Origin of the sequence: Amycolatopsis sp. NPDC049252 (genome assembly GCF_043197175.1) — a bacterium.
Classification (GTDB): Bacteria; Actinomycetota; Actinomycetes; order Mycobacteriales; family Pseudonocardiaceae; genus Amycolatopsis.
In genome coordinates this window covers 16,666-33,472 of the sequence record NZ_JBICSQ010000064.1, presented here as the reverse complement: position 1 = coordinate 33,472, position 16,807 = coordinate 16,666, and the positions used below count along the sequence as shown (strand labels likewise).

At 71.3% G+C, this 16,807-nt stretch carries 16 protein-coding genes; 10 read left to right on the top strand and 6 right to left on the bottom strand.

Going from position 1 to position 16,807, the window contains the following annotated elements; all coding sequences use genetic code 11:
• Window positions 1-65 precede the first annotated feature (65 nt).
• On the top strand, window positions 66-1,592 hold the full coding sequence (locus ACGFMK_RS37850; RefSeq protein WP_392773813.1) for an amino acid permease: 1,527 nt from the start codon (window positions 66-68) through the stop codon (window positions 1,590-1,592).
• Between the two features lie 267 nt (window positions 1,593-1,859).
• Complete coding sequence (locus ACGFMK_RS37845) at window positions 1,860-2,537, top strand: LPXTG cell wall anchor domain-containing protein (protein ID WP_392773811.1); 678 nt, start codon at window positions 1,860-1,862, stop codon at window positions 2,535-2,537.
• Window positions 2,538-2,603: 66 nt separating this feature from the next.
• Here the strand turns inward: ACGFMK_RS37845 and ACGFMK_RS37840 are convergent, their stop codons facing one another.
• A complete protein-coding gene (locus tag ACGFMK_RS37840; protein WP_392773835.1) occupies window positions 2,604-4,862 on the bottom strand; it encodes a hypothetical protein in 2,259 nt (752 codons plus the stop codon).
• Between the two features lie 91 nt (window positions 4,863-4,953).
• Between ACGFMK_RS37840 and ahcY the strand changes: the two genes are divergently transcribed.
• The 3 genes from ahcY to ACGFMK_RS37825 all read left to right on the top strand — a co-directional run bounded on the left by ahcY (window position 4,954) and on the right by ACGFMK_RS37825 (window position 7,258).
• Entirely contained in the window at window positions 4,954-6,426 is a 1,473-nt protein-coding gene (gene ahcY / locus ACGFMK_RS37835) for an adenosylhomocysteinase (RefSeq protein ID WP_323323293.1), read from the top strand.
• Between the two features lie 107 nt (window positions 6,427-6,533).
• On the top strand, window positions 6,534-6,821 hold the full coding sequence (locus tag ACGFMK_RS37830) for a toxin-antitoxin system HicB family antitoxin (protein WP_392773809.1): 288 nt from the start codon (window positions 6,534-6,536) through the stop codon (window positions 6,819-6,821).
• The gene (locus tag ACGFMK_RS37825; RefSeq protein WP_392773808.1) at window positions 6,815-7,258 is read left to right on the top strand and encodes a type II toxin-antitoxin system VapC family toxin; all 444 of its coding nucleotides are present in this window, start codon (window positions 6,815-6,817) and stop codon (window positions 7,256-7,258) included. The genes ACGFMK_RS37830 and ACGFMK_RS37825 overlap by 7 nt, the downstream gene beginning before the upstream one ends.
• Before the next feature lie 31 nt (window positions 7,259-7,289).
• Here the strand turns inward: ACGFMK_RS37825 and ACGFMK_RS37820 are convergent, their stop codons facing one another.
• Window positions 7,290-8,288, bottom strand: a complete 999-nt coding sequence (locus ACGFMK_RS37820) for a hypothetical protein (protein WP_392773833.1) — start codon at window positions 8,286-8,288, stop codon at window positions 7,290-7,292.
• Window positions 8,289-8,535: 247 nt separating this feature from the next.
• On the opposite strand from ACGFMK_RS37820, the gene ACGFMK_RS37815 reads away from it, so the two are divergent.
• The 3 genes from ACGFMK_RS37815 to ACGFMK_RS37805 all read left to right on the top strand — a co-directional run bounded on the left by ACGFMK_RS37815 (window position 8,536) and on the right by ACGFMK_RS37805 (window position 10,593).
• Window positions 8,536-9,117, top strand: a complete 582-nt coding sequence (locus tag ACGFMK_RS37815) for a papain-like cysteine protease family protein (RefSeq protein WP_392773807.1) — start codon at window positions 8,536-8,538, stop codon at window positions 9,115-9,117.
• Entirely contained in the window at window positions 9,114-9,881 is a 768-nt protein-coding gene (locus ACGFMK_RS37810; protein WP_392773805.1) for a hypothetical protein, read from the top strand. Before ACGFMK_RS37815 ends, ACGFMK_RS37810 begins: the two co-directional genes overlap by 4 nt.
• Before the next feature lie 70 nt (window positions 9,882-9,951).
• Window positions 9,952-10,593: a dTMP kinase gene (locus ACGFMK_RS37805; RefSeq protein ID WP_392773804.1), complete on the top strand. Its 642-nt coding sequence runs from the start codon at window positions 9,952-9,954 to the stop codon at window positions 10,591-10,593.
• Here ACGFMK_RS37805 and solA read toward each other — a convergent pair.
• The 3 genes from solA to ACGFMK_RS37790 all read right to left on the bottom strand — a co-directional run bounded on the left by solA (window position 10,590) and on the right by ACGFMK_RS37790 (window position 14,443).
• Window positions 10,590-11,717, bottom strand: coding sequence for an N-methyl-L-tryptophan oxidase (gene solA, locus ACGFMK_RS37800; RefSeq protein ID WP_392773802.1), 1,128 nt, complete (start codon window positions 11,715-11,717; stop codon window positions 10,590-10,592). The genes ACGFMK_RS37805 and solA overlap by 4 nt on opposite strands.
• The gene (locus ACGFMK_RS37795; protein ID WP_392773800.1) at window positions 11,714-13,906 is read right to left on the bottom strand and encodes an FAD-dependent oxidoreductase; all 2,193 of its coding nucleotides are present in this window, start codon (window positions 13,904-13,906) and stop codon (window positions 11,714-11,716) included. The genes solA and ACGFMK_RS37795 overlap by 4 nt, the downstream gene beginning before the upstream one ends.
• Before the next feature lie 87 nt (window positions 13,907-13,993).
• A complete protein-coding gene (locus ACGFMK_RS37790) occupies window positions 13,994-14,443 on the bottom strand; it encodes a hypothetical protein (RefSeq protein ID WP_392773799.1) in 450 nt (149 codons plus the stop codon).
• Between the two features lie 64 nt (window positions 14,444-14,507).
• On the opposite strand from ACGFMK_RS37790, the gene ACGFMK_RS37785 reads away from it, so the two are divergent.
• Complete coding sequence (locus ACGFMK_RS37785) at window positions 14,508-15,470, top strand: helix-turn-helix transcriptional regulator (protein ID WP_392773798.1); 963 nt, start codon at window positions 14,508-14,510, stop codon at window positions 15,468-15,470.
• On the opposite strand, the gene ACGFMK_RS37780 is transcribed toward ACGFMK_RS37785, so the two are convergent.
• Window positions 15,467-16,252, bottom strand: a complete 786-nt coding sequence (locus tag ACGFMK_RS37780) for an IclR family transcriptional regulator (protein ID WP_392773796.1) — start codon at window positions 16,250-16,252, stop codon at window positions 15,467-15,469. The genes ACGFMK_RS37785 and ACGFMK_RS37780 overlap by 4 nt on opposite strands.
• A gap of 164 nt (window positions 16,253-16,416) precedes the next feature.
• Here ACGFMK_RS37780 and ACGFMK_RS37775 point away from each other — a divergent pair, with 164 nt between their 5' ends.
• Window positions 16,417-16,734 (top strand): bifunctional 3-phenylpropionate/cinnamic acid dioxygenase ferredoxin subunit, encoded by a 318-nt coding sequence (locus ACGFMK_RS37775; RefSeq protein WP_323323265.1) that lies wholly within the window; start codon window positions 16,417-16,419, stop codon window positions 16,732-16,734.
• The last annotated feature ends 73 nt before the right edge of the window (window positions 16,735-16,807 follow it).

The window sequence follows — 16,807 nt, the reverse complement described above, 5'->3', positions numbered from 1 at the left end:
ACCGCGGCCTGACCCGTTAGGGTGACTTCCGGCGAAATTCGCAGGCCAGCCGCAGGAGGTCAACCGTGCCCGGAACGGGATTGTGGCGCACCAAATCCATCGAGCAGTCCATTTCGGACACTGACGAGCCGGATACCAAGCTCCGGCGCAACCTGAGCGCCTGGGACCTCACGGTCTTCGGCGTCGCGGTCGTCATCGGCGCGGGCATCTTCACGCTCACCGCGCGCGCGGCCGGTGACTACGCCGGCCCGTCGGTCTCGCTCGCGTTCGTGTTCGCCGCGATCGCGTGTGCGCTGGCGGCGCTCTGCTACGCCGAGTTCGCCTCGACCGTGCCGGTCGCGGGCAGCGCGTACACGTTCTCCTACGCCACCTTCGGCGAGTTCATGGCGTGGATCATCGGCTGGGACCTGATCCTCGAGCTCGCCGTCGGCGCCGCCGCCGTGTCCAAGGGCTGGTCGGTGTACCTGGAAACGGTGCTGGGCTACCTGTTCGGCAAGGGCGCCAAGACGACGTTCGACATCGGCAGCGTCACGGTCGACTGGGGCGCGCTGGTCGTCGTGGCGATCCTGACGACGCTGCTGGCCGTCGGCACCAAGCTTTCGTCGCGGGTCTCGATGGTGATCACCGGCATCAAGGTCGCCGTGGTGCTGTTCGTGATCATCCTCGGCATCTTCTACATCAAGGGCGCCAACTACTCGCCGTACATCCCGCCGGGCTCCACCGGCGGCGCCGGTGAGACCGGTGTCGACCAGTCGCTCTTCTCGCTGATCGCGGGCGGCGCGAGCAGCTCGTACGGCGTCTTCGGGCTGCTGGCCGGTGCTTCGCTGGTGTTCTTCGCGTTCATCGGCTTCGACATCGTGGCGACCACCGCCGAGGAGACGAAGAACCCGCAGAAGTCCGTGCCGCGCGGCATCTTCGGCTCGCTGATCATCGTCACCGTGCTCTACGTCGCGGTCTCGCTCGTGGTCGTCGGCATGACGTCCTACAAGGACCTGGCCACCTCGGCGGGCGACGGCAGCCACAAGACGCTCGCCACGGCGTTCTCCGCCAACGGCGTCGACTGGGCGGCCAACCTCATCTCCTTCGGCGCGCTGGCCGGCCTGACCACCGTCGTCATGGTCCTGATGCTCGGCCAGGTCCGGATCATCTACGCCATGTCCCGCGACGGCCTGATGCCGCGCGGCCTGGCCAAGACCGGCGAGAACGGCACCCCGAAGCGCGCCACGCTCATCGTCGGCGGCCTGGTCGCCCTCGCGGCGACGTTCTTCCCGGCCGACAAGCTCGAAGAGATGGTCAACGTCGGCACGCTCTTCGCGTTCGTGCTGGTCTCGGCGGGCGTCCTGATCCTGCGCCGGACGCGCCCGGACCTGCCCCGGGCGTTCAAGGTGCCGCTGGTGCCGCTCATCCCGATTCTGGCCATCCTGGCCTGCCTCTGGCTGATGCTGAACCTGACCGTGCTGACCTGGCTGCGGTTCATCGTGTGGATGGTGATCGGTGTGGTCCTCTACTTCGCCTACAGCCGCCGGCACTCGCTGCTCGGCAAGCGCCAGTCGGGCGAACTGGAAGATACGGTCAAAACGCCCAAGGAGTGAGGTCACCCACTCGATCGTGTAAGCCCCGCCGGCCTGCTTTCCGCAGGTCGGCGGGTCTTTTTTGCAGCTTCGCGGAACGGGCATCGCGAGACGATCTTGCCCATCGTGCCTAAAAGGGGACCCGGTGTAGCGGGTCGAGTGACGTGCGATACCTTTCGATCCTTCGTGTGCCACTGACGGGTGAATTACAACAGTGCGATTCGCACGCTTAGTGGTGCCGCGATCACAGATTTCAAGGTGTCTCCCCGCCTGGCACAGGAGTTCTGAATGCGTAGTCGTACCCTTCGCGGCTCGGCCGCGATCATCGCCCTCACCACCGCCGCCCTCATCGGCACCGCCGGTTCCGCGCTGGCCTGCTGGAGCCCTGACGACCGGTCGAACCCGATCCCGGACCGCAGCCACTCGAAGTGCGCGGAGAACCAGGACAAGGTCACCCAGGACGACGTCGACTTCACCGGTGGCGTCGGCCAGAAGACCCTGACCATCTCGAAGGTCCACGAGGGCGTGACCGTGACCCGCATCGTCGTCATCGGTGGTGACGACGGGTTCAACGAGTACATCCCCGGCAAGAAGCAGCTGTCGCCGAAGGCTCCCTGGAAGGACCTGAAGCCGACGCTGACCAGCAAGCAGAAGGAAACCACGATCGACAAGTGGTTCGTCTGCGGCACCAAGACGACCACCAAGCCGACCGAGACCGCGCCGACGACCAAGCCGACCGAGACCTCGAAGCCGACCGCGAGCACCACGGCGCCGTCGGAGACCGTGAAGCCGACCAGCACCACGTCCGCGGCCCCGGTGCCGGCGGGCAACGAGTCGGGCACCGGTGGCGGCCTGGCCAACACCGGTTTCGACAACATGTGGCTGGTGTGGATCGCCGCGCTGCTGCTGCTCGGCGGTGGCGGCCTGCTCGCGCTGCTGAAGTTCCGCCGCAAGGCTTCCGAGTGAAGCTGAGCTAGCTCGAAGCGCTCTTGAGGGGCACCTTGAAGGACTTCAAGTCCTTGAAGGTGCCCCTCACGCTTTTCCCGGGAAGTCCCCGAAGAGCAGGCCCTGTTCGCCGCCGGACGGCTTGCCCAGCCCGGCCGCCATCGCCACGGCGTGGTCCCACTCCGCGTCGACGACGTAGTCCTGGTGCCTGAGCACCCCCGGCGCCCAGCGGTGCCGGCCGGTCGGGCCGCGCAGCGGGTCCGGCAGCCAGTGGTCGCCACCGAGGATCAGGACGCCGTTCTCGTCGGCCTTCGCCTTCAGCGGGCCGCAGCCGCCTTCGGGCAGGAACCCGACGCCGTAGAGCTGCCGGTCGGAGACCTCGTGCCGCCACGTCGTCACGCCGCCGCCGAAGATGTCCGTGCCCCGGCACAACGCCCGCCACCGGCCGTCGAGGCTCTCGAAGAGCTGCTCCAGCGATTCCTGGGGCAGCAGCGCGGGGAACGCCCGCTGGTAGCCCCACTGCAGGGGTGACCCGGCGGTCAGCACGCCGACGCGCTCGAGGTCCGCCTTCGGCAGCTCGGCCGAGAGCCGCGCGGCGGCCATGACCGTCAGCAGGCTGCCGAGGCTGTACCCGGACAGCACCACCCGCGTCCCCGGCTCGGCGAGGTGCTCGCGGACCCGCGCGGTCAGTTCGGGGACGACCTTCAGCGCGTAACACGGCGGCACGGTCGGGTGCGCCGCCCGCGGCCAGAAGCAGACGAGGTCGGCGAGCGCGCCGAGGTGCCGGCTGCGCTGCGGGGTGCGCGCTGCCGTGTAGACCACCCGCAGTAACCCCGCGGCCAGCGCGCCGAGCGCGAAGACACCGATCGCGGACAGCGGCCCGAACCAGCCGGGGACCAGCCCGAAGCCGAACCGCAGCACCAGCAGCGCCGCCCCGCCCGCCGACATCGCCGACGCGACCGTGAGGGCCAGGTGGTGCAGGTGCCGCCGTTCCCACGCCGACCGGGCCCACGCCGCCGCGGCCTTGGCCTCCTGCTGCTCGTCGTGCTCCATCAGCCCGACGATCGCCGGAACGCCCCGGCGCAGCCGCCGGAGCGGGACGGCGACCGCGAAACCCAGCAGGGACAGCACCGCGGCCAGCGCCAGCCCGGCGCCCCACAACACCGTGACCAGCAGATACGTGTCGGGTACCTGCAGGTGGTCGGCACCGGACAGCCGCCGGACGGCTTCGGCGAGGCCGGCGCCGAACCCGCCGCCGAGCAGCCCGGCGAGCGCGAGCACGGGCGCGGCCGCCCAGCCGCCCGCCCACGGCCGCAGCCGGCGCGGCTTGTGCTTCCAGCCGGGCCGGGCCAGCAATGCGGCCGGGGCCAGGAACAGCGCGAACAGCACGGTGACCGCGACCAGCGACGCACCGAGCCCTTCGACGACGCCGTTGGTGCCCGGCAGCCGGCCCGGGCCGGGGCGCAGGCGCACCGCGGCTGCGACGACCAGCAGCGCGGCGAACCCGATCAGCCCGCGGCGGGCGATCCGGCCGGCGTCCGTGCCGATCGCCGCGGCGACGACCGCGGCGAGCACCAACGCCAGCGTGGCGATCCACACGACCAGGTCGAACACGGCCCCCGGCACCCGGAACGGCCCGCCGAGCAGCAGCAGCGCGACCGCCGCGAGCGCGGCGACGGTGTGCAGGCCGCGCAGGGACGGCGTCCCGGAACCGGTGCGCATCCGCAGCGGCCCTTCGGCCCGGTCGCTCTCGGCGTGCACCGCCCAGCTCGCCGAGGAGATCCGGTGCAGCACGAAGATCACCAGCAGCAGCGGCAGGACGCCGACCGTGACCCGCGCCGGCCCCGTGCGGAGGCCGTCGGGGATCGACGGGAGGCAGCCCGAGCCGGGCGCGAGGCACTGCGCGGCGAACAGGTCGAGCGCGATCGCCGCGAGCTGCCCCATCAGCAGCATGGTCAGCAGCAGGGCCGCGACCCGCAGCAGGCCGCGGCACACCGCGCCGAGGACCCGGGGGAGGCGGCGGTCCGGCGGTACCGGCGGCAGCATCCAGAAGGCGACGTTGGCCAGCGAAAACGGGAACAGCAGCGCCCAGGTGGCCTTCGCGGCACCCCCGGACGTCATGCCGTGCCAGAGGTAGCCTTCGAGGGTCCGCGGGATCGACCGGCCGAGCGCCGGCAGCACCGGACCCGGCGCGGGCCGCCGCAGCCGGTCGGCCGGGCGGATCACGCGGCCCAGGCCGTCGCCGGCGACGTCGACGGTCGAGACGGCGTCGAGCAGCGTCTCGCCGCTGGTGCCGACCAGCCCGGCGACGCGGATTTCGACGACGCGGGTGTCCGGGCCGGGCATGGGCACGGTGAGGGCCTCCTGCGCTTCTAGGGAAGGTCGAGCGGACAACGGTAGTGTTCGGAAGTCATCGAGCCTTGGAGGAATCGCCACTATGACCCCCGAAAGCGTTGCCAAGCGGCACGAGACCCGCAACGGCATCGAGTTCGCCGTCGCCGACCTCGAGGCCGCCGAATTCGGCCGCAAGGAGATCCGCCTCGCCGAGCACGAGATGCCGGGACTGATGGCCCTGCGGCGCGAATACGCGGAGGTCTACCCCCTGCGCGGGGCCCGGGTCTCCGGTTCCCTGCACATGACCGTCCAGACGGCCGTGCTCATCGAGACGCTCGTCTCGCTGGGTGCGGAGGTGCGCTGGGCGTCGTGCAACATCTTCTCGACGCAGGACCACGCGGCGGCCGCGGTCGTCGTCGGCCCGCACGGGAGCACCGAGGAGCCCAAGGGCGTCCCGGTCTTCGCGTGGAAGGGCGAGTCGCTCGAGGAGTACTGGTGGTGCACCGAGCGGATGCTCACCTGGGACGGCGAGGGTCCCAACATGATCCTCGACGACGGCGGCGACGCCACCATGCTGGTCCACAAGGGCACCGAGTTCGAGAAGTCGGGCGTCGTGCCGACCCCGGACGAGAACACCTCGGACGAGTTCCGCGTGTTCCTCGAGCTGCTGCGCGCTTCGGTCGCTTCGGACACCGGCAAGTGGACGAAGATCGGCGAGGGCATCCGCGGCGTCACCGAGGAGACCACCACCGGCGTGCTGCGGCTGTACCAGCTGGCCGCGGCCGGTGAGCTGCTGTTCCCGGCGATCAACGTCAACGACGCGGTGACGAAGTCGAAGTTCGACAACCGTTACGGCATCCGCCACTCCCTGATCGACGGCATCAACCGCGGCACCGACGTCCTCATCGGCGGCAAGGTCGCGGTCGTCTGCGGGTACGGTGACGTCGGCAAGGGCGCGGCGGAGTCGCTGCGCGGCCAGGGCGCCCGCGTGATCGTCACCGAGATCGACCCGATCTGCGCGCTGCAGGCGGCGATGGACGGCTACCAGGTCCGCACGCTGAAGAACGCGCTGCCCGAGGCCGACATCGTGATCACGACGACCGGCAACAAGGACGTCGTGCTGGTCGAGGACATGGCGAAGATGAAGCACCAGGCGATCCTGGGCAACATCGGCCACTTCGACAACGAGCTCGACATGGCCGGCCTGCAGCGCTACCCGGGCATCAAGCGCATCAACATCAAGCCGCAGGTCGACGAGTGGATCTTCCCGAACGGCAACACGATCATCGTGCTGTCCGAGGGCCGCCTGCTGAACCTGGGCAACGCGACCGGCCACCCGTCGTTCGTGATGTCGAACAGCTTCTCCAACCAGGTGATCGCGCAGGTCGAGCTGTTCACCAAGCACGAGGAGTACGACAACGAGGTCTTCCGCCTCCCGAAGAAGCTCGACGAGAAGGTCGCGAAGATCCACCTCGACGCGCTGGGCGGCGAGCTGACCAAGCTCACCAAGGAGCAGGCCGAGTACATCGACGTGGACGTCGAAGGCCCGTTCAAGGCGGACCACTACCGCTACTGAGTTTTCGTTCTTGCAGGTCAGGTCGCCCCGGACGTGTCCGGGGCGGCCTTTCTGTTTCGCCGCTGGAACAGTGATAGCACGAATGGGTGATGCGCTATCATGGTGGGGTGAAGCAACTGATCACCCGGATCGACGACGAGCTGCACGCCCGGCTGAAGGCGAGAGCCGAGGCCGAGGGGCGCAGCATGAACGACTTGGTCACCGAGGCCCTGCAGGGTGTGGTGGCGCAGGCCGAAAGCCCGCTTGAGCGGAGGGAGCGGCTCGTCGCCGAAGGCAAGCTGCTCGCCTTCGAGCCAGAGGGCGAGGCACCGGGGCACGACAAGCTGGAGGAACTCTCGCGTGGCTGGGGTACCGCCGTCAGCGAGGCGCTCGACTGGACGAGGGGGGAATGGTGACCGTGCTTTACGCCGATACCAGTGCGGTGGTCGGGGCCTACCTCACCGACGAAGCCGATCACGTCGAGCTGCGGAAGCTGCTGATCGACGGCGGGCATTTGGTCCTCACCAGTGAGCTGACCCGGCTGGAGTTCGCGAGCGCGGTCACCGCGGCCAAGCGGACCGGTCGCATCCCGGACGCCAAGGAGTTCCTGCACCAGTTCGACCAGGATTCGCGATCGGTCCTCGGGGTGATCCCGCTGGCGCCGCCGCGGATCATCGCGGCGGCTCGACGGCTGGTGATGGACAACTACCCGCTTCGCACCCTCGACGCGATCCACATCGCGGTCGCGATGCACGACACCGCCGAGCTGACCGGTGGCGAGCCGGTCACCTTCGTGACCAGGGACGACCGCCAGGCGGAAGCCGCCAAGGCCAACGGGTTCGAGGTGCTCTGAGCACCGGCCCGTCGTCCCGCCGGGGTCGCCGTCAGTTCCACTCCACGGCGACCCCGGCCAGGCCGGGTCCGGCGTCGTTGAAGAAGGCGCTGCTCACGCCGCCCATGTCGCACGCCAGTTCCTCCGCCACCACCGGCAGGGCGTCGTCGCGGGCGCGGACCTGGCGGGTGCAGCGGGCCGGGAGCGCGTTGCGGTCGAAGCGGAGCTGCACGAGGTAGCTCGCGCAGCGGTCGCGCAGCATCCGGTAGTACCCCGGGGACGCCGAGCCGGAGTCGTCGCGGACCTCGTAGCAGAACACGTGGATGTCGCCCTCGGCGAGCTTGCGGTCGAACAGCAGCTCCGTCGCCATCGTGTCCGCGTCGGGGTTGCGGCGCATCCGGCCGATCCGGCAGCCCTCGTCGGTGATCAGCTCGACGTCGTCGATGCGGCAGCCCGGGTCGCCGTTGTACACCGTCAGGTAGCGGTCCGGGCCGTGCCGCCGGGCTCGCGTCACCAGCCGGGTGCGCAGGCTGACCTGACGGTGCTCGGCGTCGAACGTGATCGTGTCGTGCACCGAAAGCAGCTCGAGGTCGGCGTTGTAGTGGTTCGACGACGGGTACGCGCCGAGCTCGGCGAGCAGGTCCTCGACGATCGACCCCATGTCACCGGAACGCAGGTCGTGGAACGACGCCGCCGGCTGGTGCCCGCGGCGGACCAGTCGCGGTCCGATCAGCACCACCAGGGCGTCCGCGGGCAGCTGGAGGACCGATTCCAGGGCCCGGACCGCCGGGAGCGCCTTGGGCACCTCGGGCTGCCGGAGCCCGCGTTGCCAGTAACTCAGCGTCGACTGTCCGATTTGGACGCCGCGCAGGGCCAGGTGCGCGCGAAGCCGCGCGAGCGAGAGGCCGCGGTAGGCGATCGCCAGTCTCAGGGCGTGGTGGAACTCGCCTGTCCGGAGCGCTTCTGTCAGCTCTTTCGGCAGTTCGGCGACCGATGCCCGCGTCGCGCGGGCGCCATCGATGATCAGTGGGAGGTTCCCGTCTTGTACCACCGCTCGTCCCTTCACCCGACCAGTGTGTGCGCTGGGCGTGAACACCGCGGAACGTTCACGTTAGCAGCGTAGGTGGGACGTGCCGACCCCCGTTCAGGGTGGTTGGCCACGTGATGCTGACTGTTCCGCGTTCCGGCTGTCCCCCGGAACGGTCCGTTCCTCCAGATGGCGTTCTTGCTCCGGGTGACCGGGTTGTTCACCGTTGTGACCACCGCTGGTTCGCCCACGTTCGAGCAGGAGGCCGTCCGTGCTGGTGAAGTCGAGCAGGGTCCACGCCGTACTGGCCGTGAGCCTGATGTTGTGCCTGGTCGCGCCGGCCGCTTCCACCGCCGGAGCCGCGCCCGGCGTGCCGTCGAGCTTCCGGAACCCGATCTCGATGCAGGCCCAGCAGCGGAACCAGTGGTGCTGGGCGGCGTCGGGCAACACCATCGCGGCCTACCACGGCGTCACCGTCAGCCAGACGCGCTTCTGTCAGCTTGCTCACAACACGGCCGGGACCGACTGCGCGAACCTGCCGGGCACGCTCGCCGACCCGCAGCGCGCCTTCGCCCGGCTCGGCTTCACCTCACCCGGCCGCTACCTCGACAGCCGGATCACCTACGCCTCGATCCGGACGCAGACCGCGGCGAACCGGCCGGTCGAGACCCGCGTCGGCTACCGCTCGGGCGGCGGCCACACGCACGTCCTCTACGGCTACGACACCAGCGGCGACTGGGTGTACTGGGGAGACCCGGGCCCGGCCAGGCGCTACAACTGGTCGACCTACGGCTACTACACGCGGAACTCGTCCTTCACCTGGACGCACACGCTCACGGGGGTCTCCCGATGAGCAGGCGAGTGCTGGCCCTCGCCGTGCTGACCGGCGCGGCGCTGCTGATGACGGCACCGGTGTCAGGCGCGGCCCAGGCCGCCGGCATCAGCAGCGCCGACGCCGTGGCGGCCCGGAGCGCGGCCGCCACGCCCGAGCTCCAGGACACGCTGGTCAAGTTCTTCGCCCAGGCGCCGGGCGCGTCGTCGGCGCCGGTGTCCGTGCGGATCGCGCCGGAGGCCTACCCCGTCTACGACCTGTCCGCGGACTTCGTCGTCGGCAAGCCGGGCGCGGCACCGGGCGAATTCTCCTACTTCGCCGTGCCCGTCCAAGCCTCCGACGGCCGGACCGCGACGCTCTGGTCGGTCCGTGGTGACGACGGCGCCTGGCAGGTCGGCAACATCGCCTCGGGGGACGTCGAGACGGCCTACGCCCGCAAGCTGCCCGCCGGTGCCCAGTTGCTGCACGAGCCGCAGGTCGACGCCTGGTACGCGGTCGGCGACGGGCGCGTCACCCCGCTCGCCGGCGGTGCTTCGGTGACCGTCGCCGACTACCAGCGGACGGTCCAGGGGAAGTACGCCGACAAGCTCCCCGGCTCGGCCTACGACCGCGACGGCGAGGCCGGCGGTTACGGCGCGACCGGGTCGGTCATGCCCCGCGGCGACGGCGGCCCGGCGCCCTCCAGCAACGACACGGGCTGGGTCCCGCTGCTGATCCTGGCCGGCGTCCTGCTGGTCAGCGGCGCGGGTTACTACGTGCTGCACCTGCGGCGGACGACCGCCTAGACGTGCCGGCGGGCTCGGCGTCGATCCCTTCCACCGAGCCCGCCGGTCCACCACCGTTACTGTGTGGCGCATGGGGCGACTCGTGGTCATCGAAGGGCTCGACGGGGCGGGCAAGCGCACGCTGACCGAAGGGCTGACGAACGCGTTGCGCGCGAAGGGCGCGAGCGTGGCGAAGCTGGCTTTTCCGCGTTACGGCGAGAGCGTGCACGCGGACCTCGTCAAGGAGGCGCTGCACCGCGGCCACGGCGACCTCGCCGACTCGGTCTACGGCATGGCCGTGCTCTACGCGCTGGACCGCAGCGGCGCCGCCGAGGAGATCCGCGCCCTGCGTGACGCGCACGACGTCGTCCTGCTCGACCGCTACGTCGCCTCCAACGCCGCCTACGCGGCCGCGCGCCTGCGCCAGGACGCGGCCGGCGAGGTCGTGAAGTGGGTGTGGGAGCTGGAAGTCGATCGCTTCGGCCTGCCCCGTCCTGACGCGCACCTGCTGCTGCGGGTCGCCGCGTCGGTCGCGGCGGAGCGCGCCGAACGCCGGGCGGCGGCCGAGACCGACCGCGAGCGCGACGCGTTCGAGACCGACGACGGCCTGCAGCGGCGCTGCGCGGCGGTGTACGACGAGCTGGCCGCCACGGGCTGGCTCGCGCCGTGGCACGTCCTGGACGGTGTCGCGGGTGTCGACCTGGAATCGCTCGCCGCGACGCTCCTGGGTTAAAGCAGCCGCGCCGGGTCGAACTGGGCGATCGGGTGCGGGGTGGCGCCGTCGACCACCAGGTCCGCGACGATCTCGCCGACCACGGGCGCGAACTTGAAGCCGTGGCCGGAGAACCCGCACGCCAGCACGACCCGTTCTTCGGCCGGGTGCGGGGCGAGCACGAAGCTCTCGTCCGCCGTGTCGGTGTACATGCAGGTCACCGCACGCAGGAATCCGCCGGGCAGGGTCGGCAGGTGGCGCTTGACGACCGTGGCGATCTCGTGGACCTCCTCGTCGGACACCGTCCGGTCGACGCCGTCGGGCGCGCACGTCCGGCCGCCGCTGTGGAACGCGACCTTCACGCCGTCACCGGGCGCGTTGTGCGCCGGGAAGCCGTAGAACGTGTAGCCGTCGCCTTCCCAGATGTAGACCGGGTGCCGTCGGAACGGCTCGACCCCGCCCGACGGCGCGAACCAGAACTGCACCTGCCGCCGCACGGTGAACTCGACGCCGAGATCACCCAGCAGCTCGGCGGCCCACGCGCCGGGGCACAGCACCAGCCGGTCGGCCGTGTAGTAGTCGTGCGACGTCCCGACGCGCACGCCACCGGCCATGGTGCTCCAGGTGAACACCTTCTCCTCGTGGTGCAGTTCGGCGCCGCACCGCGCGGCGAGCTGCAGGTGCGCGGCGACGCTGCCCTCGGGCGACACCAGCCCGGCACCCGGTTCGTGGAGCGCGACTTCGTCCGGTGCCGGCGAGGTCGTCGGGAACCGGCGGCGCAGCTCGCGGGCGTCGAGCAGCTCGTGCGGGATGCCGAACGCCTCCGCGGACGCCACGCTGCCGGTGATCGTCCGGGAGTCCGCCGTGCCGACCATGAGCCCGCCGCAGCGGGTGAACAGCCGGCGTCCGCTGTCGCGCTCCAGGCCGTCCCACAGTTCGTGCGCGCGCAGCAGCAGCGGGACGTACTCGGGGCCTTCGAGGTAGGCCTGGCGCGTGATCCGCGAACCGCCGTGGCTCGACCCGCGGTTGTGCACGGGCGCGAACTGGTCGAGCCCGAGCACCCGCTGCCCGCGCTGCGCCAGCCGGTAGGCGGCGGCGCTGCCCATCCCGCCGAGGCCGAGCACGATCACGTCGTAGTGCGTCATACGACCCTCCCCGGGACCCGCCTGCCGAAGTACTCGATCTCCACCGCGGTCCCCGGCACGCCGTACTCGACCGGCAGCCAGGCGTAAGCCACCTCGTCGGCGGCACTCGTGACGTTCCCGGCCGCGCGCCCGCCGACGTACACGGGTTCCTTGCCCAGCACGACGCCGTCGACGTTCAGCCGGGTCAGCCGGCGGCCGGTGAGGGCGTCGCAACGGCCGGTGAGGGCGTCGCGGCCGAGGAAGTAACCCTTGTCCGGCCGGACGAGGGACCCGAGCCCGGCTTCGTACGGATCGTGCTCGGTGGTGACGTCGACGCCCGGCACGCGGACCCCGGCGTCGACACGCAGGCTCGTGTAGGCCTGGTGCCCGGCGGCGGTGATCCCTCGGGTTTGCAGGGTGTTCCACAACCGGCGCCCCAGATCCGCTGTGGTGTGGAGTTCCCAGCCGGGAACGCCCACAGTGGACAGTCGCAGCGCGACGACCGGGACGTCGCCGGCATACGTCTCCTCGGCCGAACAGTCCGTTGTGGACAGTTCCGGTAGGACGTCTTCGGCCAGCGGTCCCCAGACGCCGAGGCAGCACGTGCCAGGCGTGGTCTCGTGGACCTGCACCGCGCCGTCGCCCGGCAGGTGGCGCCGCAGCCAGTCGAAGTCCAGCCGGCTGCCGGCGCCGACGTGGAACCGCTCGTCGCCCAGCCGGGCCACGGTCAGCGCGCCGCGCACCCCGCCGTTCTCGCCGAGCAGCAGCGTGCGGGTGACCGCACCCGGCGGCTTCGCCAGGTCGTTCGTCGTCATGGCCTGCAGGAACGGCAGCGCGCCCGGGCCGGTGACGGCCAGGCGCGACTCGGCGGTCAGGTCGAACATCGCGACGCGCTCGCGGGCCGCGAGCGCCTCCGCGGTGCCGATCGGCGACCAGTGCCGCGCGGCCCAGCCGTCGCGGGCCGGCGTCGCGGCCAGGCTCTCGTTGGCCCGGTACCACTGCGGCCGCGCCCAGCCGTCCGACGGCAGGAAGTACGCGCCGAGTGCCGTCTGCTGCTCGAAAAAGGGCCCGTTCCGCAGCGGCTGTCCGCGGGGCGCCAGCGGGTGGACGATCTCGTGGACCTCCGCGCAAGGGCGTCCCCGCGCGGAAACGCGGTCGAACCGGGCCAGGTCGCAGCCGTGCACGGCGAGCGACGGCTGCCCGTCGACGAGCCAGCGCGCCAGCTCGCGCGCGACCCCGGCGGAGTGCTCGTGCCGGACGGCCTCGGCCACCCAGAAACCCTCGAGGTCCGGGTGCTCACCCAGCAGCGGCCGGCCGTCCGGGGTGCCCGGGAGCACCACGGTCGTCACGGTCTCGGCCTTGGCGTCGCGCAGCGCGGGCAGCAGGGCGGCCGCCGCCTCCCACGCCGCGTCGAAATCCTCCGAGCCGACGTCGAGGGCCCCGACGCCGAGCCGGTCGACGTGCTCGCGGACGTACAGCGCGCGGTCGTGGTGGCGCAGCACGGGTTTGCCCGCCTGCGCGTGGTCGTCGTTGTCCCCGGCCAGCTCGGCCAGCGGCGACGTCTGCGCGTACCGGTGGGGCAGCGGTGTGTGCGGCACCGCCAGGCCGGCGAGCCCGCCGGCTCCGGCGCACGACACGACGACGTCGGCGCGCAGCCGCCTCGACGCCGTGACGACGCCGGTGACGCGGCCGCCGGCCCGGTCGATCGCCACGACGTCCTCGTCGAGGAACTTCGCGCCCCGCCCGGCGGCCCGCCGGGCCTGCGCCTCGGCCGCGGTGCGCGGGTCCACGAGCCCGTCACCCGGGACGTGGAACCCGCCCAGGACCCGGGTTTCGTCGAGCAGGGGGTGCAGGTCCGCGCATTCGTGGGGCGTGCGGAGGAAGCCCCGCACACCCCACGACGTCGCCCAGCCGTACCGCCGCTTCAGGTCCTCGAGCCGCTCGGGTGTCGTCGCGACCTCCAGGCTGCCCACCGGGTTGAAGCACCACCGCCCGTCGACCGTGAGGCCGCTGTACTTCGCGACGGTGTACTTCGCGAACTCCGTCAGCGTGCGGTCCGCGTCCGTCCGGAACACGAGCCCGGGTGCGCCGGGTGCCTCGCCGCCGCCCAGCACGGTGACGTCGGTCCAGCCGCGCTCGGTCAGCTCGTCGGCGAGCGCGCAGCCGACGAGGCCGGCGCCGAGGACGACCACCCGGGGCGGTGCGGCCATCGCGGGATCCCTCCGGGCGAAGTTGCGTCTTCGGCAACAACGTGCGTCATACGCGACTTGCTGTCAAGCGCCCGAAAAGGTGCCGGTTCAGGCCCGGGTGAACTCCATGACCCAGTTGGATTCCCAGGTCTTCCCGCCGTCGGCGGAGAACTCCTGCTCCCACCGCGGCGACGGCCCCGCGGTGCCCGACCAGATGTAGTGCGCCCTGATGGGCCGCCCTTCGTGGGTGTCGTCGCCGTAGAAGTCGCCGCGGCCGTCGGCGAACGTGCCCACGACCGGCGGCTGGAGCAGGCCGGTGCGGTCGTTGGCCCAGTAGATCGACCACTCCTTCCGGCCGACATCGAACAGGCGGAGCGTGAAGCCGCGGAAGCCCCGGTCGGGGAAGAGGATCTCTTCGGTGTTCCCGCCGCCCTCGAAGAACGGCGAGCAGGTGGTGGTGCCGGGGTAGACGTCCCAGTCGTCGCTGCCGGCGAAGAGGGTGCGGAGCCGCCGGCTGACGACGGTCCAGGAGCCGTGGAAGAAGTCGAAGTCGTTCATGACGGTGATCCTGGGCCGCGATCACTGACATCTTCTGTCAGTGGTGGCTGGCAAACTTCGCCGCGTGCGTGCGAGCCGGCTGGTGTCCCTGCTTCTGCTGCTGCAGAACCACGGCCGGATGAGCGCGTCCCGGCTGGCCGCCGAGCTGGGGGTGACCGCCCGGACCGTCTACCGCGACGTCGAGGCGCTGGCCGCCGCGGGCGTCCCGATCTACGCCGAACCCGGCCCGAGTGGCGGCTACCAGCTGGTGGACGGCTACCGCACCCGGCTGACCGGCCTGACCGCCGACGAGGCCGAGTCGCTGTTCCTCACCGGCCTGCCCCAGCCCGCCGCCGAGCTGGGGCTCGGCGCCCAGGTGGCCGCGGCCGAGCTGAAGCTGATGGCGGCGCTGCCGACGCCGTACCGCGACGCGTCGACGCGGATCCGGCAGCGCTTCCATCTCGACGCGCCCGGCTGGTACCGCGAAGCGGACCCGGTGCCGCAGCTGCTCGCCGCCGCGGAAGCCCTGTGGCAGGACCAGGTCGTCGAGATCCGCTACCGCCGCTGGTCACCGCGTCCGGGCGTCGTGACGCGGCGGTTGCACCCGCTCGGCCTGGTCCTCAAGGCCGGCGTCTGGTACCTCGTGGCGTCCGGGCGGACCTACCGCGTCGCGAACATCGAGGCGCTGACCCCGCTCGACGAGACGTTCACCCGGCCCGCCGGCTTCGACCTCGCGGAGTTCTGGCGGGACCACGTCGAGCGGTACGAGGAGGCGGACGTCGACGGGGCGGCCGTCGTGCGGCTTTCGGCGGCGGGAATCGCGGCCCTGCCGGACATCCTGGGCCCGAAGGCCGCCCGGCTCGTCTCGCGCACCCTCGAACCCCCGGACGCCGACGGCTGGCGGCGCGCGGCCGTCCCGCTGGAGAACGTGCCGCACGCCGCCGCCGGCCTGCTGCGGCTGGGCGCGGACGCGCAGGTGCTGGCACCTCCGGAACTGGTGGCGCACATGGGAAGGACGATCCGGGCGATGGCCCGGCTCTACGACTAGTCCCGGAAATAGCCGAGCTGCGCGGAAAGCTCGTCCGCCGCTTCGGTCATCGGCCGGACGATCTGCTTCACCCGCTGCTTGGAAAGCCGGTACGACGGCCCTGAAGCGCTCATCGCCGCGACCACGTCGCCGCCCGGGCCGTGGATCGGCACCGCCACCGCGTGCATGCCGAGCTCGAACTCCTCGTAGCAGGCGGCGAAGCCGTCTTCGAGGATCCGTTCCAGCTCCGTCATCAGCTCGTCCGGCTCGACCGTCGTGCGCGGCGTGTACTGCTCCAGCTTCCGCTTCAGCACGCGCTTGCGCTCGGCTTCGGCCATGTAGGCCAAGAGGACCTTGCCGCTGGAGGTCGCGTGCAGCGGCGTCCGCTGGCCCGTCCAGTTCTGCGTGGTGATCGCGGCGGCTCCGCGGGCCTGGCTGATGTTGATCGCGACGCCGTCGTCGGCGATGGCGATGTTCACGGTCTCGCCGAGCTCCTCGGCGAGGCTCAGGCAGCTGGTGCGGCCGAGCTTGGCCAGGTCCATCCGCCCGGTCGCGGCGCCCGCCAGCCGCACGATGCCGAAGCCGATCGCGTACTTCCCGCGTTCCCCGAGCTGTTCGACCAGGCCTCTCGACTCCAGGACGCTGAGCAGGCGCGACGCCGTGGACTTGTGCACGCCCAGTTCGCCCGCGATCTCCGTGATGCCGGTTTCGCCGTTGCGGGCGAGCAGCTCCAGCACGCTGATCGCCCGGTCGACCGACTGCACCTGGCTCTGAGTTGCGTTGCCCGAGTCCTGGTTCCGCATAGCGCAACACTATCCGTTTTGTGCCCTCCCTATCGGCTGAGTGGGCGAATCTCTTGACGCGACCGCCCGTCGAACCGGATTGTTGCGCAGGAAGCGCAGCGTCGCGCCATGCGCAACTTTCACCAAACGTCTCGGTTTCCCGTCACCTGTTCCCGGAGGCCCCGATGATCCGAGCCTGCGCCGTCGCCGATCTGCCCGAAGGGGAGTCCCTCCGTCTCGACGGGCCCGTCCCCATCGCCGTGTTCCACACCGAAGCCGGCTTCTTCGCCGTCGACGACACCTGCACCCACCAGGACGCGTCGCTGGCCGACGGCTGGCTGGAGGGCTGCTTCGTCGAGTGCCCGCTGCACGCCGCGCAGTTCGACCTCCGCACCGGCGCGCCGACCTGCCTGCCCGCCAAGAAGGCCGTGCGCACCCACCGCGTGGCCGTCACCGACGGCGTCGTCTACGTCGACGCGCCCGTCCCCGCCGTGGCTCCCTGAGCCCTTCTCCCAGGTCCGTGAAGGCCACGTCGAGGGACTCAGAGTCCCTCGACGTGGCCTTCACGGACCGCCC

Bases quoted from the DNA above. Each gene is read 5' to 3' on its own strand.
- ACGFMK_RS37790 (WP_392773799.1), bottom strand. From the start codon at position 14,443: ATGAACGACTTCGACTTCTTCCACGGCTCCTGGACCGTCGTCAGCCGG.
- ACGFMK_RS37775 (WP_323323265.1), top strand. From the start codon at position 16,417: ATGATCCGAGCCTGCGCCGTCGCCGATCTGCCCGAAGGGGAGTCCCTC.
- ACGFMK_RS37780 (WP_392773796.1), bottom strand. From the start codon at position 16,252: ATGCGGAACCAGGACTCGGGCAACGCAACTCAGAGCCAGGTGCAGTCG.
- ahcY (WP_323323293.1), top strand. From the start codon at position 4,954: ATGACCCCCGAAAGCGTTGCCAAGCGGCACGAGACCCGCAACGGCATC.
- solA (WP_392773802.1), bottom strand. From the start codon at position 11,717: ATGACGCACTACGACGTGATCGTGCTCGGCCTCGGCGGGATGGGCAGC.
- ACGFMK_RS37825 (WP_392773808.1), top strand. From the start codon at position 6,815: ATGGTGACCGTGCTTTACGCCGATACCAGTGCGGTGGTCGGGGCCTAC.
- ACGFMK_RS37805 (WP_392773804.1), top strand. From the start codon at position 9,952: ATGGGGCGACTCGTGGTCATCGAAGGGCTCGACGGGGCGGGCAAGCGC.
- ACGFMK_RS37795 (WP_392773800.1), bottom strand. From the start codon at position 13,906: ATGGCCGCACCGCCCCGGGTGGTCGTCCTCGGCGCCGGCCTCGTCGGC.
- ACGFMK_RS37840 (WP_392773835.1), bottom strand. From the start codon at position 4,862: ATGCCCGGCCCGGACACCCGCGTCGTCGAAATCCGCGTCGCCGGGCTG.
- ACGFMK_RS37810 (WP_392773805.1), top strand. From the start codon at position 9,114: ATGAGCAGGCGAGTGCTGGCCCTCGCCGTGCTGACCGGCGCGGCGCTG.
- ACGFMK_RS37845 (WP_392773811.1), top strand. From the start codon at position 1,860: ATGCGTAGTCGTACCCTTCGCGGCTCGGCCGCGATCATCGCCCTCACC.